The organism is Microvirgula sp. AG722 (genome assembly GCF_003269145.1).
GTDB lineage: Bacteria > Pseudomonadota > Gammaproteobacteria > Burkholderiales > Aquaspirillaceae > Microvirgula > Microvirgula aerodenitrificans.
In genome coordinates this window covers 248,850-274,632 of sequence record NZ_QLTJ01000002.1, presented here as the reverse complement: position 1 = coordinate 274,632, position 25,783 = coordinate 248,850, and the positions used below count along the sequence as shown (strand labels likewise).

Sequence of the window (25,783 nt, the reverse complement as noted above, 5' to 3'; positions counted from 1 at the left end):
CTGGAGTACGCATGACGGATTCGCGCTACAAACGCAAGCATCGCCGCCCGGGCAAGGCGCGACTGGTCAAGGTTGGCCAGGAGGCCGGCACCCTGGCACATATCGGCGCCGTGCGCACCGATGCGCCGTCGCTGGCCCTGATCGAATACAACGACACCGATTACCGGCAGACCGGACTGGAGGCCGTCAACGAAAGCCGCACCCAGCCGCCGCTGGAAAATGGCGTGCAGTGGCTGAATGTGTACGGGCTGCAGAACCCGTCCGTGCTCGAGGAGATCGGGCGCCGCTACAAGCTGCACCCGCTGGTGGTCGAGGACATGCTGAACACCCAGCAGCGGCCCAAGGTCGAGGACTACGGCGACTACCTGTTCATTGTCACCCGCACCTTCGGCCTGAACGGCGACGGGGAACTCGACAGCGACCAGATCAGCATCGTGCTCGGCCGCGACTTCGTGCTCAGCGTGCAGGAACGGCCGACCGGCCGCTTCGAGGCACTGCGCGAGCGGCTGCGGACCGGCAAGGGCCAGGCGCGCAAGTACGGGCCGGACTACCTCGCCTATGCGCTACTGGATGCCGTGGTCGACTATTACTTCATCACCCTGGACCGCTTTGCCGACCAGACCGACCAGCTCGACGACATGCTGCTGGCCGGCATGCCGATCGACGGCGGCGCACTGCACCGCATCCGCGGACTGAAGCTCGACGCGCTCGAGCTGCGGCGGGCGATGTGGCCGTTGCGCGAGGCGATCAATACCCTGGTGCGCGGCGACCATGACCTGGTGCAGGACAATACGCGGATCTTCCTGCGTGATGTCTACGACCATGCGACCCAGCTGATCGAATCGCTGGACCTGTTGCGCGATCTGATCAGCGACATGGTCGAGCTGTACCAGTCCAACCAGTCGAACCGCCTGAATCGCGAAATGCGCTTCCTGACCGTGGTCTCGACCCTGTTCATGCCGCTGACCTTCATCGTCGGCGTGTATGGCATGAACTTCGAATTCATGCCGGAACTGCACTGGCGCTACGGCTATTTCCTGGTCTGGAGCGTGATGATCGGCATTGCCATGGTCATGGGCTGGGTGTTCTGGCGCCGGCGCTGGCTGTAGCCGCTCATGATGCGGGTTCGATCTCCGCATCCGCCTGCCGTGGATGACCATCGAGCAGGGCGGCCAGAATGTGATCGAAGAAGCGGCCGCCGGTCAGCAGGTCGAGCTGGCGCAGATTCAGCGTGATGATGGCGCGCTGTTCGGCATCGAGCGCGATGCCGTACTGCACCAGTGCCTTTTCCACGGCGACAATGGTCGATTCGAGCGCCGCAACATCCAGCCCGACTTCGGCCGGCGTCGCCGCATGGGCGGCAATGGCGATGGTCCTGGCCAGCCGCTCCGGCGTGGTCTCGACCGGCAGCGCCCGGGTCAGCGCGCTGACATGGGAATAGATGCGGATGAAGCGCTGCCGTTCCGGCAGGCCGGCGTCCGGTGCCGGCAACGGACCGTAACTTGCCCGCGTCTCGCACAGCGTCGTGTCGGCCGGCGCGGGAAATGCGTCGCCAACCCCATCGACCAGCCAGTCCCGGCTGCAGCCGGCAGCATTCACCAGCTTGGTCACGGTGCGGGCGAACGGCCGCGTACCCTCATTGAGGATTTTTGACAGACCGGCCCGGGATACGCCGCTGGACTCGCTGAGCCGGGCGGGAATGCCGTCGAAACGGGTGTCGATCAGCCATTGCACCCGCTGCACGAACTCGGGGTTTTTCAGTTTCTGGATCATCGGCTACGGTTACCCACGGGTGAACGGGGAGCCGGTGGTGTGTTCGCACTCACCGGCATTCGGTCCCGAACGCTAACTCATGCGGCGTGAAAAAACCAATCGGACGCAGGGACGCCGTCAACGGACGTGGTCTTCCAGCAACACGCGCAGGATATCGTCAAACGACGAGCCGCCGGCCAGTGCGTTCAACTGGTAGCAGCTCAGTGCCATCACCGCCCGCTGTTCGGCCGTCAGGCGCAACGCCCGCTGCGCCAGCCTGGTTTCAACCACGACAATGGCCGTCTCCAGTGCGACGGGTTCCAGCTGGCTGTCCGGCATCGCCGTGCGGGTGGCGACAGCGATGCCCCGGGCAAGACGTTCAGGCTCGATTGCCACCGGCAGCGCTCCCGACATCGCGCATACATGGCCATAGAGTTCGATAAAGCAGCGCTGCTGCCACGACTCGGCCGGCGTCGCCGCCAAAGCATCGCTCATTGCCATGGCCGGCAGGCGGGGCTCACCCGGGAACGGCTCGCCATCCCCATCGAGCAGCCAGTCGCGCGTGCAGCCAGTGCCCTCCACCAGCTTGGTCACCGTGCGGGAAAACGGCTGCGTTCCCGAATTGAGAATCTTCGACAGGCCGGCCTTCGAGACGCCGGTGGCGTCGCTGAGCCGGGCCGGAATGCCGTCGTAACGGGTATCGATCAGCCATTTCACGCGTTGCACAAATTCGGGATTCTTCAGTTTTCTGTTCATCCGGTTGTCTGGCGCTAACGGTTGGGTGTGGCGTCGTTAGCACACTTGTCCTCTGTGAAGGGTTGGCGAATGTACTGCCGTCACTGCATTCGCTATATTGCGAATTTGGATGCAGAGAAGGCCGAATATGGTCAACTGGATTCTCAGTTGATCCCGAACGCTAACTTATACGGCAAATGGCCGGATTGAGAAAATCCACATGACAAACCTGAACACGAACGACACACCCCGGTACTGGCACCCGGAAGACGTCAAGGCGGCCATCAGGAAACGCGGCAAAAGCATGGCGGATCTGGCGCGGGAGCATCACCTGCCATCCGCCAACGTTCGCAACGCATTGCGTCGGCCGGTACGCTCCGGTGAAATCGTCATCGCGGCTTTCCTTGGCATCCCGCTGTGCGAGCTGTGGCCGGACCGCTGGGATGTTAATGGCAAGCGCGTTCTGCGACCAAGAACGGTCAGTCAGTCACCGCTGCGGGAGGGCAATCATGGCGACGGGATGGACAAGGGACGGGTGTGACGGAACGGGCGGGGCGTCCCGGCACGGACACGCCATCCGCATCATGATTGCCGACGACCATGCACTGGTCCGGATGGGCATCGGCAGCCTGGTGACCGGCATGCGCGATGCCAGCCTGTGCGGCGAGGCGGACAGCTCGACCACGCTGATGCCGCTGCTGGAACGGCAACTGCCGGACATTCTGGTCACCGACCTGATGATGCCCGGTGGCGATCATGGCGACGGGGTGGCGATGGTGGCCGGATTGCGCCGGCGCTACCCGGCACTGAAGATCATCGTGCTGACCATGCTGGTCAATCCGGCCGTGCTGCGGCTGGTGCTGGACACCGGCGTGCACGGACTGTTGCTTAAATGCATCGCCCGCCGGCAACTGGCACTGGCATTGCGCGTGGTCGCGGCCGGCGGCACCTTTGTCGACCGAAGTGTCCGCAGCGCCGTCTGCGCGGCATCGGGCGATGGCGCCCCCTGGTGGCAAAGCGGTCTCGACCGGCTGTCGCGCCGGGAGCGGGAAGTGCTGCTGCTGTGCCTGCGCGGGCTGTCGGTGACCGAGATCGCCGGTTTGCGCAACCGCAGCATCAAGACCATCAGCCAGCAGAAGGTCACCGCGTTTCACAAGCTGGGGCTGGGCAGCGATCGGGCGTTGTTCGAATTTGCCGAGCAGAGCGGGCTGATGCAGCGGGCCCGCTGACACAAAAACCAGAAAGTTCTGATGACGTAAGTGATGGCTTTCATATACTCGGATTATGTGATGCCAAGAAAAGGATTTGGCTGATTCAAGTCATTCCGGACCGGGCGGTAAGCTGCTGCGGCGTGTTCAATGTTGACGCGCCATATCGTTTTGTTGCCGGGGTTCCGCTCATGACCAGAAACACCTTTTCCCCGTCGCCGGTCTGTCTGTCCGAGGCGTGCCTGCCGCTCAACGTGCTGATCGCCGAGCGGCATGACAGCCAGCGGACCGCGCTGTGCCAGGCACTGCGCGCACTGGGCGCCTGCGTGATCTATGCAGCAAGCAGCGGCTGGGATGCCTACCATATCCTGCGCGGGCTGGACGGACTGGCGGAGGACGGGCTTGGCATCGGGGCCGTCGACGTGGTGATCTGTGACCTGCAACTGCCGGAGATGGATGGCGTCGAGCTGATCCGGCAGCTGGCCGCGCTGCCGCGCAAGCCGGTGCTGCTGCTCAGCTGTTCACTGCCGCCGCGGCTGATGCTGGCCGTGCGTGAAATGATGCGGCAATACCAGGTCCCTTTCGGAGGGCTGCTGGACAAACCGGTCCGTCCCGAGCAGCTGCACAGGCTGCTGCAGGAAGTGGTGACCGATCGTACGAGGGCAGGCAAGCCGGTGAATACGTATCCGTCGTCAGCACAACCCATGTTCGTCAGCCGCCCCGTGCTGGAACGCGCGCTCGACAGCCGTGCCATCGAGCCGTGGTACCAGCCCAAGACGGACCCGCTGACCGGCCGGCCGCTCGGCTTCGAGGTGCTGGCGCGCTGGCGCCACCCCGAGCAGGGCATCCTGCCGACGGCCTGCTTTCTCAGCGGGATCGAGCTGCATGGCCTGATGGAACGGATGAGTGCCATCCTGCTGGAGCAGTCGCTGCAGTTGCTGGGCCAGCTGGAATCGCAGGACGCCGGACTGACGCTGAGCTTCAACCTGTGCTGGTCGCAGCTGGCGGATCCGGCGCTGGCCGATCGCATCCTGCACCAGACCCGCGCGTACCGGATCGAGCCCGAGCGTGTCGTGCTGGAAATGACCGAATGGTCGGTCATCCAGCACATGGGGCCGACGCTGGACAACCTGATCCGCCTTGGCATGCGGGGCTTCCAGCTGTCGCTGGACGACTTTGGCGCCGGCTACAACGCGCTGCACCTGCTGGCCGAACTGCCGCTGGATGAATTGAAGATCGACCGCTCGCTGGTCCACCGCGCCAGCTGCAGCGAGACGGCGACCCAGGTGCTGACCGCCGTGCAGCAACTGGCGCACCGGATCGGTCTGCGTACCGTGGCCGAGGGCATCGAGCGCGACGAGGACTACCAGCTGGTGCGTTCGCTGGGCTGTGACGAGGTCCAGGGGCATTTCATCGCGCCGGCCATGTGCGAAACCGACTTTATCGACTGGCTGCGCTGCCGGCAGACCCGTGCCGGTGCGTGCTGAGCTCAGCGGAAGCGGGCCGGATCGATGCCGTTGCGGGCCAGCTTGTCATACAGCGTCTTGCGGGCGATGCCGAGCGCGGCCGCCGCTTCGGTGACGCCACCGCGACTGGCGGCCAGCGCCGACTCGATCAGCGCGCTCTCGAAGCGTTCGACCCGCAAGGGCAACGACAGCGTGTCATCGCCGGCTGGCAGGTCGGTTTCCCACAATCCCAGCACATGGCGCTCGGCTGCATGCTTGAGCTCGCGGACATTGCCCGGCCAGTGCTGGGCCGTCAGCCGGTCGCTGAGCGCCGGCGACAGCTCCGGTGCCGGTCGCTCGAAGCGGCGCGCGGCCTGATGCAGAAAGTGGGTGAACAGCAGCGGAATGTCCTCGCGTCGTTCGCGCAGTGGCGGCAGGGTCAGCGTGGCGACATTCAGCCGGTAGTACAGGTCGGCGCGGAAGCGGCCGTCGCGGCTGGCATCGGCCAGGTCTTCCTTGCTGGCGGCCACCACCCGGCACTGGACCGGCACGGCCTCGTTGGCGCCAAGCCGTTCCACCGAGCGCTGCTGCAGAACCCGCAGCAATTTGGCCTGCAACGGCAATGGCATGCCCTCAATCTCGTCAAGAAACAGCGTGCCGCGGTGGGCGTGTTCGATCTTGCCGATCCGGCGTCGGGTGGCGCCGGTGTAGGCGCCGGGCTCGGCGCCGAACATCTCGCTCTCGAACACGCTTTCCGGCAGCGCCGCGCAGTTGATGGCAACAAAGTTGCCGGCACGCCAGCGACCGCCGTCATGCAGGCTTTGCGCGACCAGTTCCTTGCCGGTGCCGGTTTCGCCGAGGATCAGCACATCGGCATCGGTGTCGGCCAGGTTGGCGACGATGTGGCGGACCCGCTCAATGGCCGGGCTGTGGCCGAGCAGGACCGCATCCATGCCTTCCAGCGTCGCCAGCCGCTCGCGCAGGCGCCGGTTTTCCAGCGTCAGCCGGCGCTGGTCGATCGCGCGATGAACGACATCGAGCAGTCGTTCCGGCGAATAGGGTTTCTCGATAAAGTCATAGGCGCCGGCGCGCATCGCATTGACCGCCATGCCGACATCGCCGTGTCCGGTCACCAGGATCACCGGCAGGTCCGGCGCCTGCTGGCGCACCCGCTCCAGCAGTTCCAGCCCGCTCATGCCGGGCAGGCGCACGTCACTGACCAGTATGCACGGGGCGTCGGGCGTCAGCAGTGGCAGTGCCGGCTCGGCGCGCGGCAGGTCGCGGACCTGCAGATCGGCCAGCACGAAAGCCTGGGTGCTGGCGCGACGCACGGCGGCATCGTCTTCGACGTAGACGACGTGGATGTCGGGGGACGCGGTGGCATTCATGCCGGTTCTCCTGTCGGGGCAGCCGAGGGCGGCCAGACTGCCATGATGCTGGCGCCGCCGTCATCGGCATTGGCGATGCCGAGCCGCCCGCCACTGTCCTCGATCAGCCCGCGCACGATGGCGAGGCCAAGCCCGAGACCCTGGCCAAGCGGCTTGGTGGAAAAGAACGGTTCGGTGATGCGGTCGATCAGCTCGCTGGCGATGCCGGTGCCGCTGTCCCGCACTTCCAGCCAGCGCCGGCCGCTGTCGTCCTCGCCGGCGCTGACCCGGACTTCGCGGCGCAATGCATCGGGCGGCATGGCATCCAGCGCATTGGCGAGCAGGTTCTGCAGCACCTGCTCGAGAGCGGCGGGTTCCAGCGGCAGCAGCGGGGCATGCGGCGGCATCGCCGTGATCAGTGTGGCACCGGCGCGGGCGAAACGGGCGTCCATCCAGTGCCGGACATGGTCCAGCGCCTGGTCGGGCCGGGCTGTCCCGGCACCGCTGCCTTCGGCCCGCCGCCGTGACGCATACAGCTTCAGTTGCGAGGTCAGCCGGGCCATGCGTTCGACCAGCGCCGCGATCTGGTCGAGATTGTCTTCGGCCAGATCGCGCTGACCGCGCGCCAGCAACTGGCGGGTATTGCCGGCATAGGTGGCGAGGGCAGCCAGTGGCTGGTTCAGTTCGTGGGCCAGCCCGGCAGCCATCTGGCCGAGGGCCGCCAGCCGGCTGGTCTGCACCAGATCGTGCTGGGTCACCCGCAGCCTGGCTTCGGTGTCGCGGCGTTCGGCAATCTCGCGTGTCAGCTGGGCATTGGCCTCGGCCAGCTCGGCGGTTCGCTCGGCCACGGTACGTTCCAGCGCATCGCGCGCAGCCAGCCGCTCGCGCAACCGGCGCGTGCGCTGGCGCGCGTAGAGTACCAGCAGCATCACTACCCAGCAGGCGAGCGCGCTGGCCAGCCCGGCCAGCCCGGCAGTGGTCTTCAGCGGCTGCAGGTCGAGCAGGATGCGCATGCGCCAGTCGAGTATCGGCAGCGGTGTGGTATTGACCAGATAGCGGTGACCATCCAGCGCCAGTTGATCGTCGTCGTGCCAGACCACCGACAGTCGCGGCAGCGGCGAGGTGTAATACTGGCGCGTGCTGGTCAGCCGGGCGCGCTGGCGCGCATCCAGTTCGTCCAGCGCGGCGAATTTCCAGGCCGGATCGGCTGCCAGCGCGATGATGCCGTTGTCGTCGGACACCATGACCTTTTCGGCGCTCTGCCGCCAGGTGCGCTCCAGCGCCGCCAGATCGATCTTGACCGCGACCACACCGACCAGGCGGCCGGCGTCGCGCACCGGCTTGGCCAGAAAATAGCCGGGCTCGCGCGTGGTGGCGCCTACGGCATAGAAGTGGCCGGTCCCGCCGGCCAGCGCGTCGCGGAAGTATGGCCGGAATGCATAGTTGCTGCCGACATAGCTGCTGGGCTGGTTCCAGTTGCTGGCGGCCAGCGTGGTGCCGTTGGCGGCAATCACGTACAGCGCCGACGACTGGGCCTCGGCATTGATGCGTGCCAGATAACGGTTCAGCCGGTCGACCTGGGCCGGATCATGCGGTTCGCGCAGCAGGCGCGCCACTTCCGGGTTCAGGGCGAGCAGGGTCGGCAGGTAGTCGTAGCGGGCGATGCTGCTTCTCAGCCCGGCACTGAACAGTTCGGCCCGGTGACGGCCAAGCTGGGTCAGCGTGTCCAGACCGTGTGCGTAGACCACGTGATAGACCACCGCTGCGACCAGGCTGGCGCAGCAGATGGCGGCAGCGGCCAGCCAGCGCGTGCCGCGCAGGCGAAAGCGGAAGGAAGACGGCATGGGAAACCTGCGTAAAACGGGATGGCCGGGACGGCAGGGCCCGCGCATGGCGCGCCCCGCTGTCCCGTTTAGATACCATGCAATGGCGTCGGCTGTCTCAGTCGCTGGTGACGGCGTGGATTTCGTCGTTGTGGTGGCGACGCTGCTCTTCCATGACCAGTTCGGCCAGTTCCCGCTTCAGCGCATTGAAGCCGGGCGCGCTCGGGTCGCGCGGTCGTTCCATGTCGATCTGCACGTCGCGCTTGATCCGGCCGGGCCGGTAGGTCAGCACGATGGTACGGTCGGCCAGGTAGATCGACTCCTCGATACTGTGGGTGACGAAGATGATGGTCTTTTTCAGCTCCGCCCACAGCTTCAGCAACTCGTCCTGCAGATTGCGCCGGGTCAGGGCGTCGAGTGCGCCGAAGGGCTCGTCCATCAGCATGATCGGCGAGTCCAGCGCCAGTACGCGGGCAATGGCGACGCGCTGGCGCATGCCGCCGGACAGGTCTTTCGGGAAGCGGTGGCGGAAGTCTGACAGGCTCAGCATTGCCAGCAGCGCGTCGACCTTCTCGGCCATTTCGCGCTGGCCGAGCCGCTTGATTTCCAGGCCGAAGCGGATGTTCTGCTCGACGGTCATCCACGGGAACAGCGCGTACTCCTGGAACACCATGCCCCGGTCCGGTCCGGGCTCGCGCACCGGCTGGCCGTCGACCAGGATGTCGCCGCTGCTCGGCAGCGAGAAACCGGCAATGGCGTTCAGCAGGGTGGACTTGCCGCAGCCGGAGGGGCCGAGCAGGCAGACGAACTGGCCGGCGGGAATGGTGAGGTTGATGTCGTCGAGCGCGACGACTTCCTTGTCGGCAGTGGCGAAGCGCTTGTCGACATTGCGGATATGGATCAGGTCGGACATGGAAATTCCTTCGGGGCGGCAGGGGACGGGATGACGGGCATGGTGCGCGCCGTCAGCTTTCCAGCCCGCGATGCCAGCGCAGCAGATGGTTGTTCAGCCGGGTCATGCCGAGGTCGATGGCCAGTCCGAGCACGCCGATCGACAACATGCCGGCAATGATCTTGTCCGACCACATGTACTCGCGCGCTTCCAGAATGCGGTAGCCGAGGCCGTCGTTGACCGCAATCATCTCGGCGACGATGACGACAATGAAGGCGGTACCGATGCCGATGCGCGCGCCGGTCAGGATGTATGGCGTGGCGGCCGGCAGAATGACCCGGGTAAACAGCGTCATGCGGCCGACGCCGAGGTTGCGTGCCGCGCGCAGGTAGATGCTGTCGACGTTGCGCACCCCGGACAGCGTGTTGATCAGCACCGGGAAGAACGCGCCGATGGCGATCAGGAAGAACGCCGGCGGATTGCCGAGGCCGAACCAGAGAATGGACAGCGGAATGAAGGCAATCGGCGGGATCGGGCGCAGCAACTGAACCAGCGGGTTGAAGAAGTGATAGACACGGTCGTTGGCGCCCATCAGCAGGCCCAGCGGCAAGGCCAGGCCGGCGCCGACCAGAAAGCCGATCAGTACCCGGTACAGGCTGGCAAACGCATCGTGGATCAGGTCGCCGGAAAACCACCATGCCAGTCGCGAGCCGGCTTCGGGCTCGAACGGCTGGGTCGGCAGCAGGTATTCCCACCATTTGACGGCGACCTGCGACGGGGCGGGCAGCAGGTGCGGGTTGACCAGTCCGGCGCGGACGACGGCCTCCCACAGCACCAGCAGCACAATCGGGACAAGCAGACCCTGAACGGTCCGGTTGAATCTGGGTTTCATCTCATGCTCCAGCAACGGGCGGCCTCCCGGCGTAGCCGGGACACGCGCCTTTGTTCGCAATCAGTCAGGCCGGCACCGGCGCCATCCTGGCCGCCGGTGCACCCGCGGGCTCAGTTCGAACCGGTCTTCAGCGCGCCTTCCGCCTTTTGCAGCAGATCGAGCTTCACCCAGTCAGCGGCTTTCGGCGGCTGGGTCATCTTGCCGACGCCATAGCGCTTCATCATGTCGGTATTGGTCTGGATCTCCTTGACCGAGGTGCTGTAGCTGAAGCGGGCATTGCCCATGGCGTCCTTGTAGTCCTCCGCGCTGATCTGGTTCTTGAACATGGTCTGGCGCACGTACTGTTCGGCCAGTTGCGGCTTGTCGATAAAGGTTCTGGTGGCCTCGACGAACAGCTTCATGACCCGCAGCGCCACGTCCGGCTTTTCCTTGTACATTTTTTCGGTCATGACCAGCGTGCGCACCGGCTCGCCGATCGGCGTGTCATACGGCTTCAGCAGCTCGACGCCGAAGCCCTTGTTGATGGCCTGCGCCGCCTGCGGTTCGGACTGGCTCATCGCATCGATGCTGCCGGCCAGCATCGCCTGGTTCAGGTCGGCATACGGCATGTACAGCACCAGCACATCCTTGCCCGGTTTGTCCGACCAGCTCAGGCCGGCTTTGGCCAGTTCGGCCAGCAGCAGCATTTCCTGGGTGCCGCCACGCGCCACGCCGACCTTCTTGCCTTTCAGGTCCGCCAGTGTCTGGATGCCGGCGCCCTTGCGCGACACGAAGCGCACGCCGCCCTTGGAGAAACCGGCGACTACGTAGATCGGTGCGCCGGCCGCACGGCCGGCGATGGCGCCATCAGCCGCGCTGGCCGCGATGTCGATTTCCCCGGCCACGATGGCAGGAATGATGTCGATGCCCTTGGCAAACACGCGCTCGTCGATTTTCAGGTTGTACTTCGGTGCCAGTTCCTTCATGTAGGACACCGCACCGTAGTGGGCGAACTTCAGGTTGCCGAGGCGGACCAGGTCGGCGGCGGAGGCGGACAGGGCGGCAAGCGTCAGTGCGCCGGCCAGCAGATAGCGTTGGGGGGTCATGGTGTCTCCTCATGTTCTCGTTCGTCACCGCCGTACCCGGGCGGTGCGTGTATGGAACGTGTCGTCCATGCTTTCCGTTAACGCAAACGGCATGCCAGCTCCGGTTTGAAGAAAACATGATTGAAATCATTGTGTTGGTGTATTTTCCTGTCGGGGTATGTGCGGGGATTCGCACACCGGGCTGGAAAACGGGATGGATTTCCGCCCGCTGACGTGCGAAAACGTGCTATGGAATGAAAGGATCGACATGCAGGAAATCGTCGATACCGTCGTGATCGGGGCAGGCGTCATCGGTCTGGCGGTGGCCCGCGAGCTGGCACAGCGCGGGCGTGAGGTATGGCTGCTGGAGCAGGCCGGAGCGATCGGGCAGGGCATCAGCGCACGCAGCAGCGAGGTTGTGCACGCGGGCATCTATTACCCGATCGGCTCGTGGAAGGCGCGGCTGTGCGTCGAGGGACGCGAGCTGCTCTATGGCTATTGCGCGGCACGTGGCGTGCCGTTCCGCCGGCTGGGCAAACTCGTGATCGCCACCGAGGATGCCCAGCTGCCGCTGCTGGAGTCGATGGCCATGCGTGCCCGTGCCAGTGGCGTCGACGATCTGGTCCTGCTGGATGCGGATGGCGTGGCCCGGCTGGAACCGTCGCTGCGCTGCCGGGGCGCGCTGTCGTCGCCGTCCACCGGCATCATCGACAGCCATGCGCTGATGTGGTCGCTGCTGGCCGATGCCGAAGCGGCCGGCGCGGTGCTGGTGCTGCACAGCCCGGTGCGGCGCATCGACTGCGACGGTGGCGTGCTGCGGCTGGAGATCGGGGAGGAAGGCAGTGACAATGTGTCGCTGCTGGCGACCCGGCAACTGGTCAATGCGGCCGGGCTGGATGCGGCCGGCCTGGCGGCGATGATCGAGGGCCTGCCCGATGTGCCGCGTGCCCGCTATGCGAAGGGCAACTATTTTTCCGTCGCCGGGCGGGTGCCGTTCGAGCGGCTGATCTATCCGCTGCCCGAGCCGGGCGGGCTTGGCGTGCACCTGACCCTGGATCTGGGCGGGCAGGCGCGTTTCGGCCCGGATGTCGAGTGGGTCGAACAGCCCGATTACCAGGTGGACCCGGGCCGGGCCGGTGCCTTTGCCGAAGCGATCCGCCGCTGGTGGCCGGCTCTGCCGGAGACGGCACTGATGCCGGCCTATGCCGGTGTGCGGCCGAAGCTCGATGGCCGGAGCGGCGATTTCTGCATCGAGGGGCCGGAAGTCCACGGGCTGGACGGGCTGGTCAATCTGTTCGGTATCGAATCGCCCGGCCTGACGGCCTGTCTGGCCATTGCGCGCGAGGTGGGGGACCGGCTGGACGGGCATCGCCCGGTTGCGCTCGATATCGACTGATTGCGGATCGGACTGGCAATCCCCGGCTCAGGCGCTACATAGAGAAGGGCTGAGCCCGCCGGTGGGCCGCCGTCATCACGCGATGCCGGGGGTTTCCGAGGTCCCCTCGGGACGGCGAGGGCGGAGGGAGTCATGCAGACACTACCGAAACAGGTCCATATCGTCGATCTGGTGCTGAGCGAGGTGCTGCCTTCGTGGGTGGCACTGCGGCCACACCAGCTCGATATCGCCATCCGGCTGACCGATGCCGGCATGCCGACGCTGGCCGTGGGGGCTCTGGATGCCGAATCCGGGCTGCTGGGCGAGCTGCCGCCACGCAAGGGCGTGCGCTATCTGGCGGAAGGCGGTGGCCCGCTGACGGCCATGCCGCGTCTGCCGGCCAACTGGCCCGGCGAACTGATGGTCCGGGCGACCGCCAGCGAGACGTTCTCGCGCCGGCATCTGGACGGCAGCCTGGCTGCCGTGCTCGACCATCTGGCAGGCACGATCGACACCATCAATCAGGCCGGCTTCAAGGTGCGCGGCCGCGTGGCCGGCGCGTTCGGCTGCCCGTACGAGGGCGATCTGTCGCCACTGGCGGTAGCGGCAGTGGCCGGCGAGCTGTATGCGATGGGCTGCGACAGCGTGGTGCTGTCCGATCTGACCGGTCACCTGACGCCGGACCGGGTCCGCCGGGTGTTCGAGGCCGTGGACCGGCGGGTACCGGTAAAGAAACTGGCCGTGCGCTGGATGGACAGTTACGGGCTGGGCATCGCCAATCTGCTCGCCAGCCTGCAGTGCGGGGTGACGACGGTGGAGACGGCGACTGGCGGCGTGCTGCCGAATCCGTGGCTGCCTGGCTGCGCCGGCACGCTGGCCAGCGAGGATGTGGTCTATCTGCTCGACGGGCTGGAGGTCAGGACCGGGGTGGATCTGGGCCGGCTGGCGGAAACCGGCCGGCTGCTGGCCGGCATCACCGGCCTGCCGACCCGCTCGCATGTGGCGCAGGCGTTGCGTTCGGTCGGCCTCTAGCACCGCTGTCGGCGATGCCGGGGAGCGGGCGATTTCCGCCATGGGCGGTCAAAACCGCGTCACGGCATCGTCACGACGGCAATCCATGCCTACAATCGGTCGACTTCCGTTCCGAGAGCCGCCATGCAGACCCCCGACTATACCGCCGCCCGCCTGCTCGATGACGCCCTGGCCGGCCGTGCCGTACCCGATCTCGCCCTGGCCGCAGGCGGCAGCCTGCGGATGGTGACCGATGGCGTGTTCGACCTGCTGCCGGCGCAGGCCGGCGCATCGAATACCGACGTACTGCTGACGGTCGGCATCCACGGCAATGAAACGGCACCGGTCGAGGTGGTGATGGCCATCATCGATGACCTGCTGCATGGCCGGCTGACGCTGGCGCGACGCGCGCGGGTGCAGCTCGGCAACCCCGATGCGCTGCGCAGCGGCGAGCGCTATCTGGACTACGACCTGAACCGGCTGTTCGATGGCCGGCATGCTGCCCAGCCCGACATGCGCGAGGCTGCGCATGCGCGGCGGCTGGAACAGACCGCGACCACCTTTTTTTCATCCAGCCATGGCGCGCGGCTGCATCTGGATCTGCATACGGCGATTCGCGGCTCGCTGTTCGAGAAATTCGCCATTCAGCCGTATCTGCACGAGCGCCCGACCGCGCGTGCCCGGCTCGGCTGGCTCGGCCAGGCCGGCATCGAAGCCGTGCTGCTGCACAGTGCGCCGGCGGCGACATTCAGCTACTTCACCAGCCATCGGCTCGGTGTGGATGCCTATACGCTGGAGCTGGGCAAGGCGCGGCCGTTCGGCCACAACGACCTCTCGCGTTTTGCCGGCATTGACCGCGCGTTGCGGGCGCTGCTCGGAGGGGCCGACGATGGCAAGGCCGATTTCGATCCGGCACTGCCGCTGTTCCGCGCCAGGTACGATCTGGTCAAGCGCAGCGAAGCGTTCCGGTTGAACCTGGCCGACTCGGTGGAAAATTTCACCCCGCTGGCGGCGGGCTTTGTCATTGCCGAGGACGGCGAGGAACGCTGGATCGCCGAGGGCGGCGGCGAGCGCATCCTGTTCCCGAACCCGACTGTCAGGCCCGGGCTGCGCGCCGGTATCGTTGTCGAGCCGGTAACGCTGGACTGAGTCGGTCTGTGCCAAAGAAAAAGGAGCTGCAGCTGCAGCTCCTTTTGCGTGGCGGGCACCGGCCGTTTGCCATGGCAAACGGCCGCCTGCATCAATCCACGTGGTAGTTGGGTGCTTCCTTGGTGATGGTCACGTCGTGGACGTGGCTTTCACGCATGCCGGCCGAGGTGATCTCGACGAACTCGGCACGGGTACGCATGTCGTCGATCGACCCGCAGCCACAATAGCCCATCGACGAGCGCAGACCGCCCATCAGCTGATGGATGACGGCAATGACCGAACCCTTGTACGGCACGCGACCTTCGATGCCTTCCGGAACCAGCTTGTCGGCATTCGCCTCGTTGTCCTGGAAGTAGCGGTCGCTGGAACCCTGCTGCATGGCTCCGAGCGAACCCATGCCACGGTAGCTCTTGAACGAGCGGCCCTGGAACAGTTCGATTTCACCCGGGGCTTCCTCGGTACCGGCCAGCAGGCCGCCGAGCATGACGGTGTTCGCACCGGCGGCGATGGCCTTGCTGATGTCGCCGGAGAAGCGGATGCCGCCGTCGGCGATCAGCGGAATGCCGGAGCCGGCGAGTTCCTTGCAGACGTTAGACACGGCAGTCAGCTGCGGCACGCCGACACCGGCGACGATACGCGTGGTGCAGATCGAGCCCGGGCCGATGCCGACCTTGACCGCGTCGGCGCCGGCGTCTGCCAGTGCGCGCGCAGCCGAGGCGGTGGCGATGTTGCCGCCGATGACTTCGACGTGCGGGAAGTTCTGCTTGACCCAGCGCACGCGATCGATCACGCCCTGGCTGTGGCCGTGGGCGGTGTCGACCACGACGACGTCGACGCCGGCTTCGACCAGCAGCGTCACGCGTTCTTCGGTGCCTTCACCCACGCCGACAGCGGCGCCGACGCGCAGACGGCCCTGGTCATCCTTGCAGGCCAGCGGTTTTTCGCTGGTCTTGATGATGTCCTTGACCGTGATCAGGCCCTTCAGTTCGAACGCGTCGTTGACGACCAGCACGCGTTCCAGCTTGTGGGCGTGCATCAGTTCGCGCGCGTCTTCAAGCGAGGCGCCTTCACGGACCGTGACCAAACGGTCGCGAGGGGTCATGATGTCACGAACCGGCGTGTCGAGACGGTTCTCGAAACGGATGTCGCGGTTGGTGACGATGCCGACCACGGTGCCGTTCTCGATCACCGGCAGGCCGGAGATCTTGTGTTCGCGGGACAGCTTGATGACGTCGCGGACCAGCATGTCCGGACGGATGATGATCGGGTCCTTGACCACACCGGACTCGTGACGCTTGACCTTGCCGACCTCGGCCGCCTGCTTCTGTGCCGACATGTTCTTGTGCACGATGCCGAGACCGCCTTCCTGCGCCAGGGCAATGGCGAGGCGGGCTTCGGTCACGGTGTCCATGGCGGCGGACACGAGCGGAAGATTCAGCCGGATGTTGCGGGTGAACTGGGTGGCGAGACTGACGTCACGCGGAAGAACGGAGGAGTGGGCGGGAACCAGCAGAACGTCGTCGAACGTATACGCTTTCTGGACGATGCGCATCGTGTTTCCTTTGCGGCAAAAAAACATTATACCGGGCGTGCTATTCGTTGGGCAAAATCTGGCGACTGCCGCGTTGTAACCCCGATTCACCAAATTGTTACTGTCTGCTTTCCGATGTTCGATCCGAAACCCGTACTCGCCACCCTGCCGAACCTGCCGGGGGTTTACCGCATGCTGGACGCGGATGCGCAGGTGCTTTATGTCGGCAAGGCCGTCGACCTGAAGCGTCGCGTCAGCCAGTATTTCCAGAAGTCCGACCTCAGCCCGCGCATCCGGCTGATGGTGCGCCAGATCGCGTCGATCGAGACCACCGTGGCCCGTTCCGAGGCCGAGGCGCTGGTGCTGGAAAACAACCTGATCAAGTCGCTGACGCCGAAGTACAACATCCTGTTCCGCGACGACAAGTCCTATCCGTACCTGATGCTGTCCGGTCATGCCTATCCGCAACTGGCCTATTACCGCGGTGCGCTGGACCGGCAGCACCAGTATTTTGGCCCGTACCCGAATGGCCTGGCGGTGCGCGAGGCCATTCATGTGCTGCAGCGGGTCTTCAAGTTGCGAACCTGTGAGGATGCGGTGTTCGCCAACCGCTCGCGGCCCTGTCTGCTGTACCAGATCAAGCGCTGCACCGCGCCCTGTGTCGGGCGGATCTCTGACGACGACTACCGTGCCGACGTGCGCCGCGCGTCCGACTTCCTGTCCGGCCGGCAAAGCGAACTGATCGACGAGCTGACGGCGGACATGGTGGCGGCCAGTGCCGAGCTGGCGTTCGAGAAGGCGGCCGAGCTGCGCGACCAGATCCAGGCGCTGGCCCGGGTGCAGGAGCGCCAGTACGTCAGCAGCAATTCGAGCGAGATCGACTGCGATGTCGCTGCCTGTGTGGTGTGGCAGGGCATGCCGTGCGTGAACCTGGTCATGATCCGCGGCGGGCGTCATCTGGGGGACAAGCGCTTTTTCCCCGACAACGCCGACGAGATGGACGAGCGCGGCATTGTCGAGGCTTTCCTGCTGCAGCATTACGGCCGCCAGCCGGCGCCCGGCGTCATCTATGTGAACCAGCCGGTCGACGGCGTCGTTACCGAAGCGCTGGCCAGCCTGGCCGGCCACCGGGTGGCCATCGTGTCGAACCCGAATGGCGAACGCCGGGTCTGGCTCGATATGGCCGAGAAGAATGCCCGGCTGTCGATCGAGCAGCGACTGTCCGGCCAGGCGACCCAGGAGGCGCGGCTGGCCGCGCTGGGCGAGGCGCTGGGCTACGAGAATGTCGAGCGGCTGGAGTGCTTCGACATCAGTCACACCATGGGCGAGGCGACCGTGGCCAGCTGCGTGGTCTATGACAAGGGCGCGATGCAGCCGGGCGAGTACCGCCATTTCAACATCAGCGGCATCACGCCGGGCGATGACTATGCGGCGATGCGCGATGCGCTGAACCGGCGCTATGCGCGGCTGGCCGCCGGCGAGGGCAAGCTGCCCGACGTGCTGCTGATCGACGGCGGCAAGGGCCAGGTCGGGGTGGCGCTGGAGGTGCTCAACGAGCTGGGCCTGAACGATCTGCCCATTGTCGGCGTGGCCAAGGGCGAGGCGCGCAAGCCCGGTCTGGAGACCCTGATACTGGTTCGCGAGCAAAAGGCGATACAATTGCCGAAAGACCATCCAGCACTGCACCTGATCCAGACGGTAAGAGACGAAGCGCACCGCTTCGCCATCACCGGCCACCGCGCGCGCCGGGCCAAGGCGCGCACCGTTTCTTCGCTCGAACAGATTGCCGGCGTGGGTCCCAAGCGCAGGCAGCGGCTGCTGACCCGGTTCGGCGGCCTGAAGGGGCTGGCGGCGGCGAGCGTGGACGATATCGCCCAGGTGGAAGGCATCAACCGCGTGCTGGCGGAAAAAATACATGCCGCGCTGCATTGAGCCGTGCGGAAGACAACCGAAGACCGAGCGATGCCGTTTAATTTTCCTATCTTGTTGACCTGGATGCGCGTGGCGCTGATCCCGGTGTTCGTGGCGGTGTTCTACCTGCCGGTAAGCTGGATCCAGGTGGAAACGGCCAATCTGGTCGGGGCGCTGATCTTTGCGTTCGCTGCGGTGACCGACTGGCTCGATGGTTTTCTCGCCCGGCGCTGGGGGCAGACCTCGGCATTCGGCGCCTTCCTCGACCCGGTGGCGGACAAGCTGATCGTCGCGGCGGCGCTGATCCTGCTGGTGCGCCTTGAACGGACCGACAGCATCCTGGCGATGATCATCATCGGTCGCGAGATCACCATTTCGGCATTGCGCGAGTGGATGGCGCAGCTTGGCCAGCGCAAGAGCGTCGCCGTGGCCACCGTCGGCAAGCTGAAGACCACGGCGCAGATGGTTGCCATTCTGTTGCTGCTGTCCGATGCGCCGCTGGTTCCGTATGTCGATACAAATTTGCTGGGAAATGTGCTGATGGTGATCGCGGCCATTCTTACTTTGTGGTCAATGGTTTATTACCTGAAAATGGCTTCGGTCGAGCTGTCGGGTAAAAAAATCGACGTCTGATGGGGTTGACAGCCATTCGGCAATCCCTATAATTCGCAATCTCTCGCGACGGCAACGACGCGGGAGGCAAAGAGAAAGTATGCGGGAATAGCTCAGTTGGTAGAGCGCAACCTTGCCAAGGTTGAGGTCGCGAGTTCGAGCCTCGTTTCCCGCTCCACTTCTTTCTTTGCGGCAGAAAATCACGGTATGCGGGAATAGCTCAGTTGGTAGAGCGCAACCTTGCCAAGGTTGAGGTCGCGAGTTCGAGCCTCGTTTCCCGCTCCAGCCTGATTTTCACCCCCAAGCGGGAATAGCTCAGTTGGTAGAGCGCAACCTTGCCAAGGTTGAGGTCGCGAGTTCGAGCCTCGTTTCCCGCTCCAGTTTTATCCCGGCAGGAAGTGTTCCTGCCGTGCCGTTCAAAGGCGGGGTAGCAAAGTGGTTATGCAGCGGACTGCAAATCCGTAGACGCCGGTTCGATTCCGACCCCCGCCTCCAGTGACACCGAAGTAAAAAGCCACCGTCCCGACGGTGGCTTTTTGCATGGGCGGCATTCAGGCGGGCACCTGTCACGGTGCCCGCCGGCGTTTCAGTTCAGGCGGCCGGCGCGGTTGACCACCCAGCCATGCTTGCCGGCGACGACGTTGACCTGTTTCAGGCCCTCCGCCAGCTTCTGCCGTGCGTACAGCATCGCCTCGCGTTCGGTGGGAAAGACCGCCAGGCGGCGGGGAATGAAGTTCATCAGATGGGACATGGTGACCTCCGCAATACGGTGACGACTGCGATAAAGGTAAGCGGGACCGGGGCTAGCGGAATTTCTTGATGCAGCCGGTAACGACGCCGACGAGCAGCAACTCCTGCTCGCCGCAGAATTCCATGGGCTCGAAGTCCGGGTTCTCGGGCAGCAGCGCCACGCGGCCACCCTTGCGGTACAGGCGTTTGACCGTGGCACCTTCACCCGGGATCTCGGCGAGTACAATGTCATTGTGCCCGGCCTCGAGCTTGCGGTCTATGACAAGCAGATCTCCTTCGTCGATGCCGCAGCCGATCATCGACAGGCCCTTGACCCGATACATGATGGTCGATGGCGCATCGCGCAGCAGGTAGTCGTTCAGATCCAGCTGCTCGCTCTCGAAGTCGGCGGCGGGGGACGGCAGGCCGGCTCGGACCGAGACGCCGGCCAGCGGGATGGCGACCCGGGGCGCATCGGGCATCGGGCGGTAGACCTGGTCGGCCGGCAGTGGCGGGAACAGGCCGCGTCGTCGTTCGGAGCGCAGGCGGGCCAGCTCGAGCAGCGAGTCGCGATCGGCCTCGGGCAGGCGGACGATCACGGTCGGCTCGCCACCGAACTGGCCGGTACCGGCCTTGCGGCCGGCGCCGGGTTTGCGTTGTCGGGGTTTCGGGGTTTCGCTCATGCACGGGGTTTCTGTTATTCGTGTAACAAGAATAACAGAAACCCCGCCGTCGGCAAGCCCGTGTCGGCGTACAGGCCGACGAACGGTGTCAGGGCGCCGGATTCGGCTGCCGGGTGTGGATGGCTTCGATGCCGGCCAGCAGCGTGGCGTCGAGGGTGACATCGATGCTGCGCAGGTTCTCTTCCAGCTGCGCCAGCGTGGTCGCGCCAATGATGTTGCTGAGTACGAACGGGCGGCTGTTGACCCACGCCAGCGCCAGTTGCGCCGGTGTCAGCCCATGGGCATCGGCCAGGGCGACGTACTGCGCGGTGGCGGCCTCGGCCTGCGGATTGCTGTAGCGGACAAAGCGGTCGAACAGGGTCAGGCGGCCACCGGCCGGCCGGGCGCCGTTCAGGTACTTGCCGGACAGGACGCCGAATGCCAGCGGCGAATAGGCGAGCAGGCCGATGCCGTCGCGGTGGGCGAATTCCGACAGGCCGATCTCGTAGCTGCGGTTCAGCAGGCTGTACGGATTCTGGATCGACACGATGCGTGGCAGGTCGGCATGACGGGCGGCTTCCAGGAAGCGGCCGACTCCCCACGGGGTTTCATTGGATACACCGATATGGCGCACCTTGCCGGCCGCGATGAATTCCTTCAGCACGGCGAGGGTTTCCTCGATGGGGGCGCTGTCCGGCGCGTCGTCCTGGTAGGGGTAGCCGAGCTTGCCGAAGTAGTTGGCATTGCGATCCGGCCAGTGCAGCTGGTACAGGTCGACGTAGTCGGTGCCCAGGCGCTTGAGGCTGGCGTCGAGGGCAGCGGTCAGATTGGCGCGATCGAAGTGGGTGTTGCCGTCACGGAAGTGACTGGGTCGGGTCGGGTCGTTGATCGGGCCGACCACCTTGGTGGCGATCAGCACCTTGTCGCGGCGGCCGGAGCGCGCCAGCCACTGGCCGAGAATGCGCTCGGTGTCGCCCTGCGTTTCCGGGCGGGGCGGGACCGGGTACATCTCGGCGACGTCGATCAGGTTGATGCCGTGTTCAAGTGCCAGGTCGATCTGCGAAAAGGCGTCCTGCGCCGTGTTCTGTTCGCCCCAGGTCATGGTGCCCAGAGTCAGGCGGCTGATATCGAGGCCGCTGTCGCCCAATGCGACGTATTCCATTGCGCGTCCTTTGCGAGACGGGATTCGGGTCGCTCAGGGTAGCAGAGCGGTTCGCGGCCTCAAATGGCTTCTGCTGCGCTGCAGCCGGCCGGATGGTTATATCGGCGGCATGCCGAATGGGAATTAATGCTTCACGAATAGAACGATTCTCATTACTATTTGGGTTTTTTCCGACGCGGAGGGATTGTGGCTGACGCATCTACTGCCCATGCGGCGTCGGTGGTGGCCGAGCTCTACCACGGGCATCACCACTGGCTGTCCGGCTGGTTGCGCCGCCGGCTGGCAGACGTGGAGCAGGCCGCCGATCTGGCGCAGGACACTTTTGTGCGCGTACTGCTGTCGCGTGATGTCGGCGCGATTCAGGAACCGCGTGCCTTTCTGACCACGGTGGCGCGACGCGTGCTGGCCAACCACTACCGCCGGGCCGAGATCGAGCGCGCCTGGCTGGAGACGCTCGCCGGCCTGCCGGAACCGGTGGCGCCGCCACCGGAAACGCGGCTCATGATTCTGGAAACACTGTGCGAGCTGGACCGGCTGCTGGACGGATTGCCGGCGGCGGTGCGGCGCACCTTTCTGCTGTCCCAGCTCGATGGCCTCGGCTATGCCGAGATCGGTGCCCGGCTCGGCATCTCGGTCAGCACGGTCAAGCGGCACATGAGCCGGGCGGCGATGCAGTGTTATTTCGCCGAGCTGCCGCAATGAGCCGCGCCGCGCCGTTCAGCGCCGCAGTGGCCGGTCAGGCGGTGGCCTGGCTGGTCGAGTTCGCCGATTGCCCGCCGACGCCGCAGCGGCTGGCGCAGTGGCGTTCGTGGCTGGACGCCGACCCGGTTCACCATCAGGCCTGGCAGCGGATCGAGACGGTGCGGGCGCGCTGGCGGCAACTGCCGCCCGGCGCCGCGCGCGATACGCTGGAGCGGCCGGCCTCGCCGGCCCGCCGCCGTGCATTGCAGGCGCTGGGCGTGCTGGCCGTCGGCGGCACGTCGGCGCTGCTGGTCGCGCGGGCGCAGCCGTGGCAGGCCGATTATCTGACCGGGGTCGGCGAGACGCGCAGCGTGGCGCTGGCCGACGGTGTGCGGCTGACGCTGAATACCGACAGCGCCATTGCGCTGGGCCGCGATCCGCACAGGCATCAGGTCACGCTGCTGCGCGGCGAAGTGCTGGCCAGCGTGTCGGCCCGCGCCGGGCGGCCGCTGCGTCTTGCCTGCGGGCAGGGATGGGCGGAGGCCGTTGAGGCGCAGTTCGTGCTGCGGGCCGGCGGGGACAGCGACACGCTCGGCGTGCACACCGGCGCGGTGCGGCTCTGTCCGTCTGCGGCCCGGCCCCTGTCGCTGCCTGCAGGCAGACAGGTGCGCTTCCGTGCGGCAGGCATCGTGTCGAACGTCGTGCTGGCGGCGGAGGACGCCAGCTGGGCCGACGGCATGCTGGTGGTGTCCGGCTGGCGGCTGGCCGATCTGCTTGCCGAACTGGGGCGCTACCGGCATGGCTGGATCCACTGCGACCCTGCCATTGCCGGGCTGCGCGTCTCCGGCACCTATCCGCTGGCCGATACCGACCGCATCCTGCATCTGCTCGCCAGCGGGCTGGGGCTGGAGCTGCGCCAGCGCACCCGATTGTGGGTCGGGCTGTATCCGCGCCCGCCCGCTCCGGTCGCCATCTGAAAATAATCCGTATTTTCATGGTCCGTTTTTTCGTCTCGCGTGACAGCAGAGGGAGAACTCCACTGCACAGAGAGACAGAAGACATGCATCGGCGAAGACTTTCCGTTCCGGCGCCATTCCGGCGCGTCCTGATCGGCATGACCCTGGGGGCCGCGCTGTGCGTGCCGGCCGCGCCGGCACGGGCCGACGGATTGCCCGCGGAGACCCGTTACTACCAGATCCCGGCCGGCTCGCTGGAGGCGGCGGTCAACTGGCTGGGCCGGGAGGCCGGGGTGATGATTTCGTTCGGTTCCCATATTGCGGCCGGCCGGCAGACCGCCGGGCTGGACGGTCGCTATTCGCTGCTCGATGCGCTGAAGCAGCTGCTGGTCGGCAGCGGCATCGAGGTCGCCGGCGATGCCCGCGACGGCTTCGTGCTGCGCCCGGATGGCCGGAGCGCTGACGGCAACCCTGACAGCCTGCCGGCGGTGGTGGTGATCGCCGACCGCCTGCGCGATGAAATCCGCCTGCCGGTGGTGGTGATCAGCGACCGGCGTCCGCCGCTGGCGCCGGGCCGGGCGCTGCTGAGCGCCGACGATATCCGCAATACGCCGGCGGCCAATGGCGACCTGAGCGAACTGCTGGCCACCCATCCGGCCGTGCGCCAGAACAGCAGCGCCGGGGGCTCGCTGACGCGTGGCTCGCTGGCGCCGGAGGACCTGTCGTTCCATGGTGCGAGCCCGTACCAGAACCTGTTCCAGATCGACGGCATGGATGGCAGCAACAATATCAATCCGGCCAACAAGAACAGCAATTTGCAGGTCAGGAACATTCCCAGCAACAGCCAGGCCTATTTCCTGGATACCCGCCTGCTGGGCGAAGTGCGGGTGTTCGACAGCAATATTCCGGTCGAATACGGCCGCTTCAATGGCGGTGTGGTCGATGCGCGGCTGAAGCGGGCCAGTGGCCAGGACAGTGTCGATGTCGGCTATCGCATGAGTGGCTCCAATCTCAGCGAACAGCGGGTCAGCGACGGCAACCAGTCGAACTACGATCTCGGCATGTCCGGTTATACCCCGGACTGGCGCAAGCGCTTCTATTCGCTGAATGTCGACCGCAAGCTGGATGACCGCTTCGGCGTGGTCCTCGGCCTGTCGCGCCGCGAGTCGGATATCCGCCGCGCCAGCTCGGTCAGCCTGGACAAGAGTGTGGTGGCCGGCACCTCGACCGAACAGGACCGGGTCGACAATCTGCTGGGCAAGCTCAGCTGGTGGATCGACAGCGATACGGTGACCGATCTGACGCTGAAGTACAGCGCCCGCCGCGAGCAGCGGGCCAATTCGCTGTTTGTCGATTCACGCTGGGACAACGAGCATGATGCGGCCGGGGTGGCGTGGAATCTGGATCAGCGCCTGAATGGCGCGAAATTCAACTTCCAGCTGGGCTGGGACCGTTTCGACGACAGCCGCACCTCGAACAGCGACGATCTGGTCACCCACTATTTCGCCAGCACCCGCACCCAGTTCACCACCGGCGGGCTGGGCAAGGAACAGAAAACCCGCGACAGCTGGGCGCTGAAGGCGCGGCTGGATCTCGATCCGCTGCTGACCGGGCCGGTGGCGCACACGCTGTCGGTCGGGGTCGACAGTCAGTGGGTCGAGGTCGACTACCAGCGCTTCAATGACACCAGCTCGTACCGGCTGACGCATCAGGCCAACGGCAGCGAAAAGATCACCAGCCTGACCCGCTATCACGCTGGCCAGGTCGGCGTGTCCTACAACAGCCGGGCACTGTGGCTGGCCGACGAGATGCGCTGGGGGCGGGTGAGTCTGACCCCGGGGCTGCGTTTCGACCGCGACAGCTATCTGGGCAACAGCAATCTGTCGCCGCGGACGCGGCTGGACTGGGACCTGTTCGGCAGCCGCCAGTCGGTGGTCACGTTCGGCATGGCGCGCTATTACGGCGACAACGTGCTCGATCTGGCGCTGCGCGAGCGGGTCAGCAAACTGACCGAGTCGGTACTGAACAGCGCCGGCCTGCCGGTGGCCTCGCCGGGCAGCGGGGAGATCTCGCGCTACCGCGACCTGGATACGCCGTACAACGACGAGCGCTCGCTGGCGCTGACCCAGCAGTTCGCCGGGCTGGAGGGCGTGCTGTCCTATGTCCATCGCGAGGGACGCGACCAAATCAACAAGCGGGCGCTGCGCGACAGCAAGAACGTGCTGCTCGGCTACGAGTATGTGAACGACGGCGAGTCGCGCACCGATTCGTTCGGGCTCAGCCTCGCCAACCAGCGGCCGTGGCGGGCGCTGGGCGCGGACTGGCAGATGCGGCTGGCACTGAGCTACGAGCGTTTCCGCAGTAACAACAGTCTGGTCGACGGCTATGACGACACCGGGGTCGACAACGGGCAGATCTACTACAACGGCAGGCTGATCGATGCTGCCGACCGCCCGACGGCGAACTTCAACCAGCCGTCGCGGGTCACGCTCGATCTCAACGCCGGCTGGAACGGCATCGGGCTGCGCTGGAACAACCGCTTCAACTGGCTGAGCAAGCGCGACGACGTGTTCTATGTCGGCGTGAACAAGGCCGACCAGCTGGATATGTACCAGGAGGGCACGCTGCCGTCGTACTGGACCTGGGATGCGCGGCTGGTCTGGCAGCCGACGTTCTGGCGCCAGCTGGAACTGACGGTGGACATTCTCAATGTGCTGAACCGCCAGCCGGTGCTGGTGTCGACCTCGCCGCTGATCAAGCGCAACAACGACCAGTATGGCAATGGTCGCGAAATCTGGCTGCAAGCCAACTATCGGTTCTGACGGA

General features: G+C 65.7%; 23 protein-coding genes and 4 tRNA genes. 16 read left to right on the top strand and 11 right to left on the bottom strand.

What is annotated here, in order from left to right:
• The first annotated feature begins 11 nt into the window (after positions 1–11).
• Positions 12–1,109, top strand: a complete 1,098-nt coding sequence (gene corA, locus DFO50_RS04925) for a magnesium/cobalt transporter CorA (RefSeq protein WP_107889412.1) — start codon at positions 12–14, stop codon at positions 1,107–1,109.
• Between the two features lie 4 nt (positions 1,110–1,113).
• Here corA and DFO50_RS04920 read toward each other — a convergent pair whose 3' ends face one another.
• Together DFO50_RS04920 and DFO50_RS04915 are read right to left on the bottom strand one after the other, a co-directional pair.
• Positions 1,114–1,773: a helix-turn-helix transcriptional regulator gene (locus DFO50_RS04920; RefSeq protein WP_028497700.1), complete on the bottom strand. Its 660-nt coding sequence runs from the start codon at positions 1,771–1,773 to the stop codon at positions 1,114–1,116.
• A gap of 117 nt (positions 1,774–1,890) precedes the next feature.
• A complete protein-coding gene (locus tag DFO50_RS04915) occupies positions 1,891–2,508 on the bottom strand; it encodes a helix-turn-helix transcriptional regulator (protein ID WP_107889413.1) in 618 nt (205 codons plus the stop codon).
• Between the two features lie 199 nt (positions 2,509–2,707).
• On the opposite strand from DFO50_RS04915, the gene DFO50_RS04910 reads away from it, so the two are divergent.
• From DFO50_RS04910 to DFO50_RS04900, 3 genes are all read left to right on the top strand, one after another.
• Positions 2,708–3,028, top strand: a complete 321-nt coding sequence (locus tag DFO50_RS04910) for a helix-turn-helix transcriptional regulator (RefSeq protein ID WP_107889414.1) — start codon at positions 2,708–2,710, stop codon at positions 3,026–3,028.
• A gap of 43 nt (positions 3,029–3,071) precedes the next feature.
• Entirely contained in the window at positions 3,072–3,716 is a 645-nt protein-coding gene (locus DFO50_RS04905) for a response regulator (RefSeq protein ID WP_158537402.1), read from the top strand.
• Positions 3,717–3,886: 170 nt separating this feature from the next.
• On the top strand, positions 3,887–5,182 hold the full coding sequence (locus DFO50_RS04900; RefSeq protein WP_112692145.1) for an EAL domain-containing protein: 1,296 nt from the start codon (positions 3,887–3,889) through the stop codon (positions 5,180–5,182).
• A 2-nt stretch (positions 5,183–5,184) separates the two neighbouring features.
• Here the strand turns inward: DFO50_RS04900 and DFO50_RS04895 are convergent, their stop codons facing one another.
• The 5 genes from DFO50_RS04895 to DFO50_RS04875 form a co-directional block, all read right to left on the bottom strand.
• A complete protein-coding gene (locus tag DFO50_RS04895) occupies positions 5,185–6,528 on the bottom strand; it encodes a sigma-54 dependent transcriptional regulator (protein WP_107889417.1) in 1,344 nt (447 codons plus the stop codon).
• Positions 6,525–8,351: an ATP-binding protein gene (locus DFO50_RS04890; RefSeq protein WP_158537401.1), complete on the bottom strand. Its 1,827-nt coding sequence runs from the start codon at positions 8,349–8,351 to the stop codon at positions 6,525–6,527. Before DFO50_RS04890 ends, DFO50_RS04895 begins: the two co-directional genes overlap by 4 nt.
• A gap of 97 nt (positions 8,352–8,448) precedes the next feature.
• Positions 8,449–9,243 carry an ABC transporter ATP-binding protein gene (locus DFO50_RS04885; RefSeq protein WP_199489745.1) on the bottom strand — a complete coding sequence of 265 codons (795 nt, stop codon included), beginning with the start codon at positions 9,241–9,243 and terminating at the stop codon, positions 8,449–8,451.
• A 52-nt stretch (positions 9,244–9,295) separates the two neighbouring features.
• Positions 9,296–10,114: an ABC transporter permease gene (locus DFO50_RS04880; RefSeq protein ID WP_028497706.1), complete on the bottom strand. Its 819-nt coding sequence runs from the start codon at positions 10,112–10,114 to the stop codon at positions 9,296–9,298.
• A 110-nt stretch (positions 10,115–10,224) separates the two neighbouring features.
• Positions 10,225–11,199 carry an ABC transporter substrate-binding protein gene (locus tag DFO50_RS04875; protein ID WP_036384695.1) on the bottom strand — a complete coding sequence of 325 codons (975 nt, stop codon included), beginning with the start codon at positions 11,197–11,199 and terminating at the stop codon, positions 10,225–10,227.
• Positions 11,200–11,392: 193 nt separating this feature from the next.
• Between DFO50_RS04875 and DFO50_RS04870 the strand changes: the two genes are divergently transcribed.
• The 3 genes from DFO50_RS04870 to astE all read left to right on the top strand — a co-directional run bounded on the left by DFO50_RS04870 (position 11,393) and on the right by astE (position 14,713).
• Positions 11,393–12,574 carry an NAD(P)/FAD-dependent oxidoreductase gene (locus DFO50_RS04870; protein WP_233495188.1) on the top strand — a complete coding sequence of 394 codons (1,182 nt, stop codon included), beginning with the start codon at positions 11,393–11,395 and terminating at the stop codon, positions 12,572–12,574.
• Between the two features lie 132 nt (positions 12,575–12,706).
• Positions 12,707–13,585 (top strand): hypothetical protein, encoded by an 879-nt coding sequence (locus DFO50_RS04865; protein ID WP_051528595.1) that lies wholly within the window; start codon positions 12,707–12,709, stop codon positions 13,583–13,585.
• 123 nt (positions 13,586–13,708) lie between these two features.
• A complete protein-coding gene (gene astE, locus DFO50_RS04860) occupies positions 13,709–14,713 on the top strand; it encodes a succinylglutamate desuccinylase (RefSeq protein ID WP_112692143.1) in 1,005 nt (334 codons plus the stop codon).
• Positions 14,714–14,804: 91 nt separating this feature from the next.
• Here astE and guaB read toward each other — a convergent pair whose 3' ends face one another.
• Positions 14,805–16,265 carry an IMP dehydrogenase gene (gene guaB / locus DFO50_RS04855; RefSeq protein ID WP_028497709.1) on the bottom strand — a complete coding sequence of 487 codons (1,461 nt, stop codon included), beginning with the start codon at positions 16,263–16,265 and terminating at the stop codon, positions 14,805–14,807.
• Positions 16,266–16,379: 114 nt separating this feature from the next.
• On the opposite strand from guaB, the gene uvrC reads away from it, so the two are divergent.
• From uvrC to DFO50_RS04825, 6 genes are all read left to right on the top strand, one after another.
• Positions 16,380–18,176, top strand: coding sequence for an excinuclease ABC subunit UvrC (gene uvrC / locus DFO50_RS04850; protein WP_028497710.1), 1,797 nt, complete (start codon positions 16,380–16,382; stop codon positions 18,174–18,176).
• Between the two features lie 30 nt (positions 18,177–18,206).
• Positions 18,207–18,788, top strand: a complete 582-nt coding sequence (gene pgsA / locus DFO50_RS04845) for a CDP-diacylglycerol--glycerol-3-phosphate 3-phosphatidyltransferase (RefSeq protein ID WP_028497711.1) — start codon at positions 18,207–18,209, stop codon at positions 18,786–18,788.
• Positions 18,789–18,869: 81 nt separating this feature from the next.
• Positions 18,870–18,945, top strand: a tRNA-Gly gene (locus tag DFO50_RS04840).
• A gap of 31 nt (positions 18,946–18,976) precedes the next feature.
• Positions 18,977–19,052: transfer RNA gene (locus DFO50_RS04835), tRNA-Gly, on the top strand.
• 19 nt (positions 19,053–19,071) lie between these two features.
• Positions 19,072–19,147 (top strand) — tRNA-Gly (locus tag DFO50_RS04830).
• A 41-nt stretch (positions 19,148–19,188) separates the two neighbouring features.
• A tRNA-Cys gene (locus tag DFO50_RS04825) sits at positions 19,189–19,262 on the top strand.
• 91 nt (positions 19,263–19,353) lie between these two features.
• On the opposite strand, the gene DFO50_RS19095 is transcribed toward DFO50_RS04825, so the two are convergent.
• The 3 genes from DFO50_RS19095 to DFO50_RS04815 all read right to left on the bottom strand — a co-directional run bounded on the left by DFO50_RS19095 (position 19,354) and on the right by DFO50_RS04815 (position 21,320).
• Positions 19,354–19,518: a hypothetical protein gene (locus DFO50_RS19095; protein ID WP_156952443.1), complete on the bottom strand. Its 165-nt coding sequence runs from the start codon at positions 19,516–19,518 to the stop codon at positions 19,354–19,356.
• 52 nt (positions 19,519–19,570) lie between these two features.
• Positions 19,571–20,179 carry a LexA family transcriptional regulator gene (locus DFO50_RS04820; RefSeq protein WP_036384696.1) on the bottom strand — a complete coding sequence of 203 codons (609 nt, stop codon included), beginning with the start codon at positions 20,177–20,179 and terminating at the stop codon, positions 19,571–19,573.
• 88 nt (positions 20,180–20,267) lie between these two features.
• Positions 20,268–21,320, bottom strand: a complete 1,053-nt coding sequence (locus tag DFO50_RS04815) for an NADP(H)-dependent aldo-keto reductase (RefSeq protein WP_107889422.1) — start codon at positions 21,318–21,320, stop codon at positions 20,268–20,270.
• A gap of 186 nt (positions 21,321–21,506) precedes the next feature.
• On the opposite strand from DFO50_RS04815, the gene DFO50_RS04810 reads away from it, so the two are divergent.
• The 3 genes from DFO50_RS04810 to DFO50_RS04800 all read left to right on the top strand — a co-directional run bounded on the left by DFO50_RS04810 (position 21,507) and on the right by DFO50_RS04800 (position 25,779).
• On the top strand, positions 21,507–22,022 hold the full coding sequence (locus DFO50_RS04810) for a sigma-70 family RNA polymerase sigma factor (RefSeq protein ID WP_028497714.1): 516 nt from the start codon (positions 21,507–21,509) through the stop codon (positions 22,020–22,022).
• On the top strand, positions 22,019–22,978 hold the full coding sequence (locus tag DFO50_RS04805; protein ID WP_112692142.1) for a FecR domain-containing protein: 960 nt from the start codon (positions 22,019–22,021) through the stop codon (positions 22,976–22,978). Before DFO50_RS04810 ends, DFO50_RS04805 begins: the two co-directional genes overlap by 4 nt.
• Before the next feature lie 137 nt (positions 22,979–23,115).
• Positions 23,116–25,779: a TonB-dependent receptor gene (locus DFO50_RS04800; RefSeq protein ID WP_158537400.1), complete on the top strand. Its 2,664-nt coding sequence runs from the start codon at positions 23,116–23,118 to the stop codon at positions 25,777–25,779.
• The last annotated feature ends 4 nt before the right edge of the window (positions 25,780–25,783 follow it).

What these genes read in the sequence shown, in the direction of transcription:
- corA (WP_107889412.1), top strand. Translation starts at nt 12, where the DNA reads ATGACGGATTCGCGCTACAAACGCAAGCATCGCCGCCCGGGCAAGGCG.
- DFO50_RS04805 (WP_112692142.1), top strand. Translation starts at nt 22,019, where the DNA reads ATGAGCCGCGCCGCGCCGTTCAGCGCCGCAGTGGCCGGTCAGGCGGTG.
- DFO50_RS04880 (WP_028497706.1), bottom strand. Translation starts at nt 10,114, where the DNA reads ATGAAACCCAGATTCAACCGGACCGTTCAGGGTCTGCTTGTCCCGATT.
- DFO50_RS04905 (WP_158537402.1), top strand. Translation starts at nt 3,072, where the DNA reads ATGATTGCCGACGACCATGCACTGGTCCGGATGGGCATCGGCAGCCTG.
- DFO50_RS04815 (WP_107889422.1), bottom strand. Translation starts at nt 21,320, where the DNA reads ATGGAATACGTCGCATTGGGCGACAGCGGCCTCGATATCAGCCGCCTG.
- DFO50_RS04875 (WP_036384695.1), bottom strand. Translation starts at nt 11,199, where the DNA reads ATGACCCCCCAACGCTATCTGCTGGCCGGCGCACTGACGCTTGCCGCC.
- DFO50_RS19095 (WP_156952443.1), bottom strand. Translation starts at nt 19,518, where the DNA reads ATGTCCCATCTGATGAACTTCATTCCCCGCCGCCTGGCGGTCTTTCCC.
- guaB (WP_028497709.1), bottom strand. Translation starts at nt 16,265, where the DNA reads ATGCGCATCGTCCAGAAAGCGTATACGTTCGACGACGTTCTGCTGGTT.
- DFO50_RS04920 (WP_028497700.1), bottom strand. Translation starts at nt 1,773, where the DNA reads ATGATCCAGAAACTGAAAAACCCCGAGTTCGTGCAGCGGGTGCAATGG.
- DFO50_RS04865 (WP_051528595.1), top strand. Translation starts at nt 12,707, where the DNA reads ATGCAGACACTACCGAAACAGGTCCATATCGTCGATCTGGTGCTGAGC.
- DFO50_RS04870 (WP_233495188.1), top strand. Translation starts at nt 11,393, where the DNA reads ATGGATTTCCGCCCGCTGACGTGCGAAAACGTGCTATGGAATGAAAGG.
- uvrC (WP_028497710.1), top strand. Translation starts at nt 16,380, where the DNA reads ATGTTCGATCCGAAACCCGTACTCGCCACCCTGCCGAACCTGCCGGGG.
- DFO50_RS04800 (WP_158537400.1), top strand. Translation starts at nt 23,116, where the DNA reads ATGACCCTGGGGGCCGCGCTGTGCGTGCCGGCCGCGCCGGCACGGGCC.
- DFO50_RS04890 (WP_158537401.1), bottom strand. Translation starts at nt 8,351, where the DNA reads ATGCCGTCTTCCTTCCGCTTTCGCCTGCGCGGCACGCGCTGGCTGGCC.
- pgsA (WP_028497711.1), top strand. Translation starts at nt 18,207, where the DNA reads ATGCCGTTTAATTTTCCTATCTTGTTGACCTGGATGCGCGTGGCGCTG.
- astE (WP_112692143.1), top strand. Translation starts at nt 13,709, where the DNA reads ATGCAGACCCCCGACTATACCGCCGCCCGCCTGCTCGATGACGCCCTG.
- DFO50_RS04915 (WP_107889413.1), bottom strand. Translation starts at nt 2,508, where the DNA reads ATGAACAGAAAACTGAAGAATCCCGAATTTGTGCAACGCGTGAAATGG.
- DFO50_RS04910 (WP_107889414.1), top strand. Translation starts at nt 2,708, where the DNA reads ATGACAAACCTGAACACGAACGACACACCCCGGTACTGGCACCCGGAA.
- DFO50_RS04820 (WP_036384696.1), bottom strand. Translation starts at nt 20,179, where the DNA reads ATGAGCGAAACCCCGAAACCCCGACAACGCAAACCCGGCGCCGGCCGC.
- DFO50_RS04895 (WP_107889417.1), bottom strand. Translation starts at nt 6,528, where the DNA reads ATGAATGCCACCGCGTCCCCCGACATCCACGTCGTCTACGTCGAAGAC.
- DFO50_RS04885 (WP_199489745.1), bottom strand. Translation starts at nt 9,243, where the DNA reads ATGTCCGACCTGATCCATATCCGCAATGTCGACAAGCGCTTCGCCACT.
- DFO50_RS04900 (WP_112692145.1), top strand. Translation starts at nt 3,887, where the DNA reads ATGACCAGAAACACCTTTTCCCCGTCGCCGGTCTGTCTGTCCGAGGCG.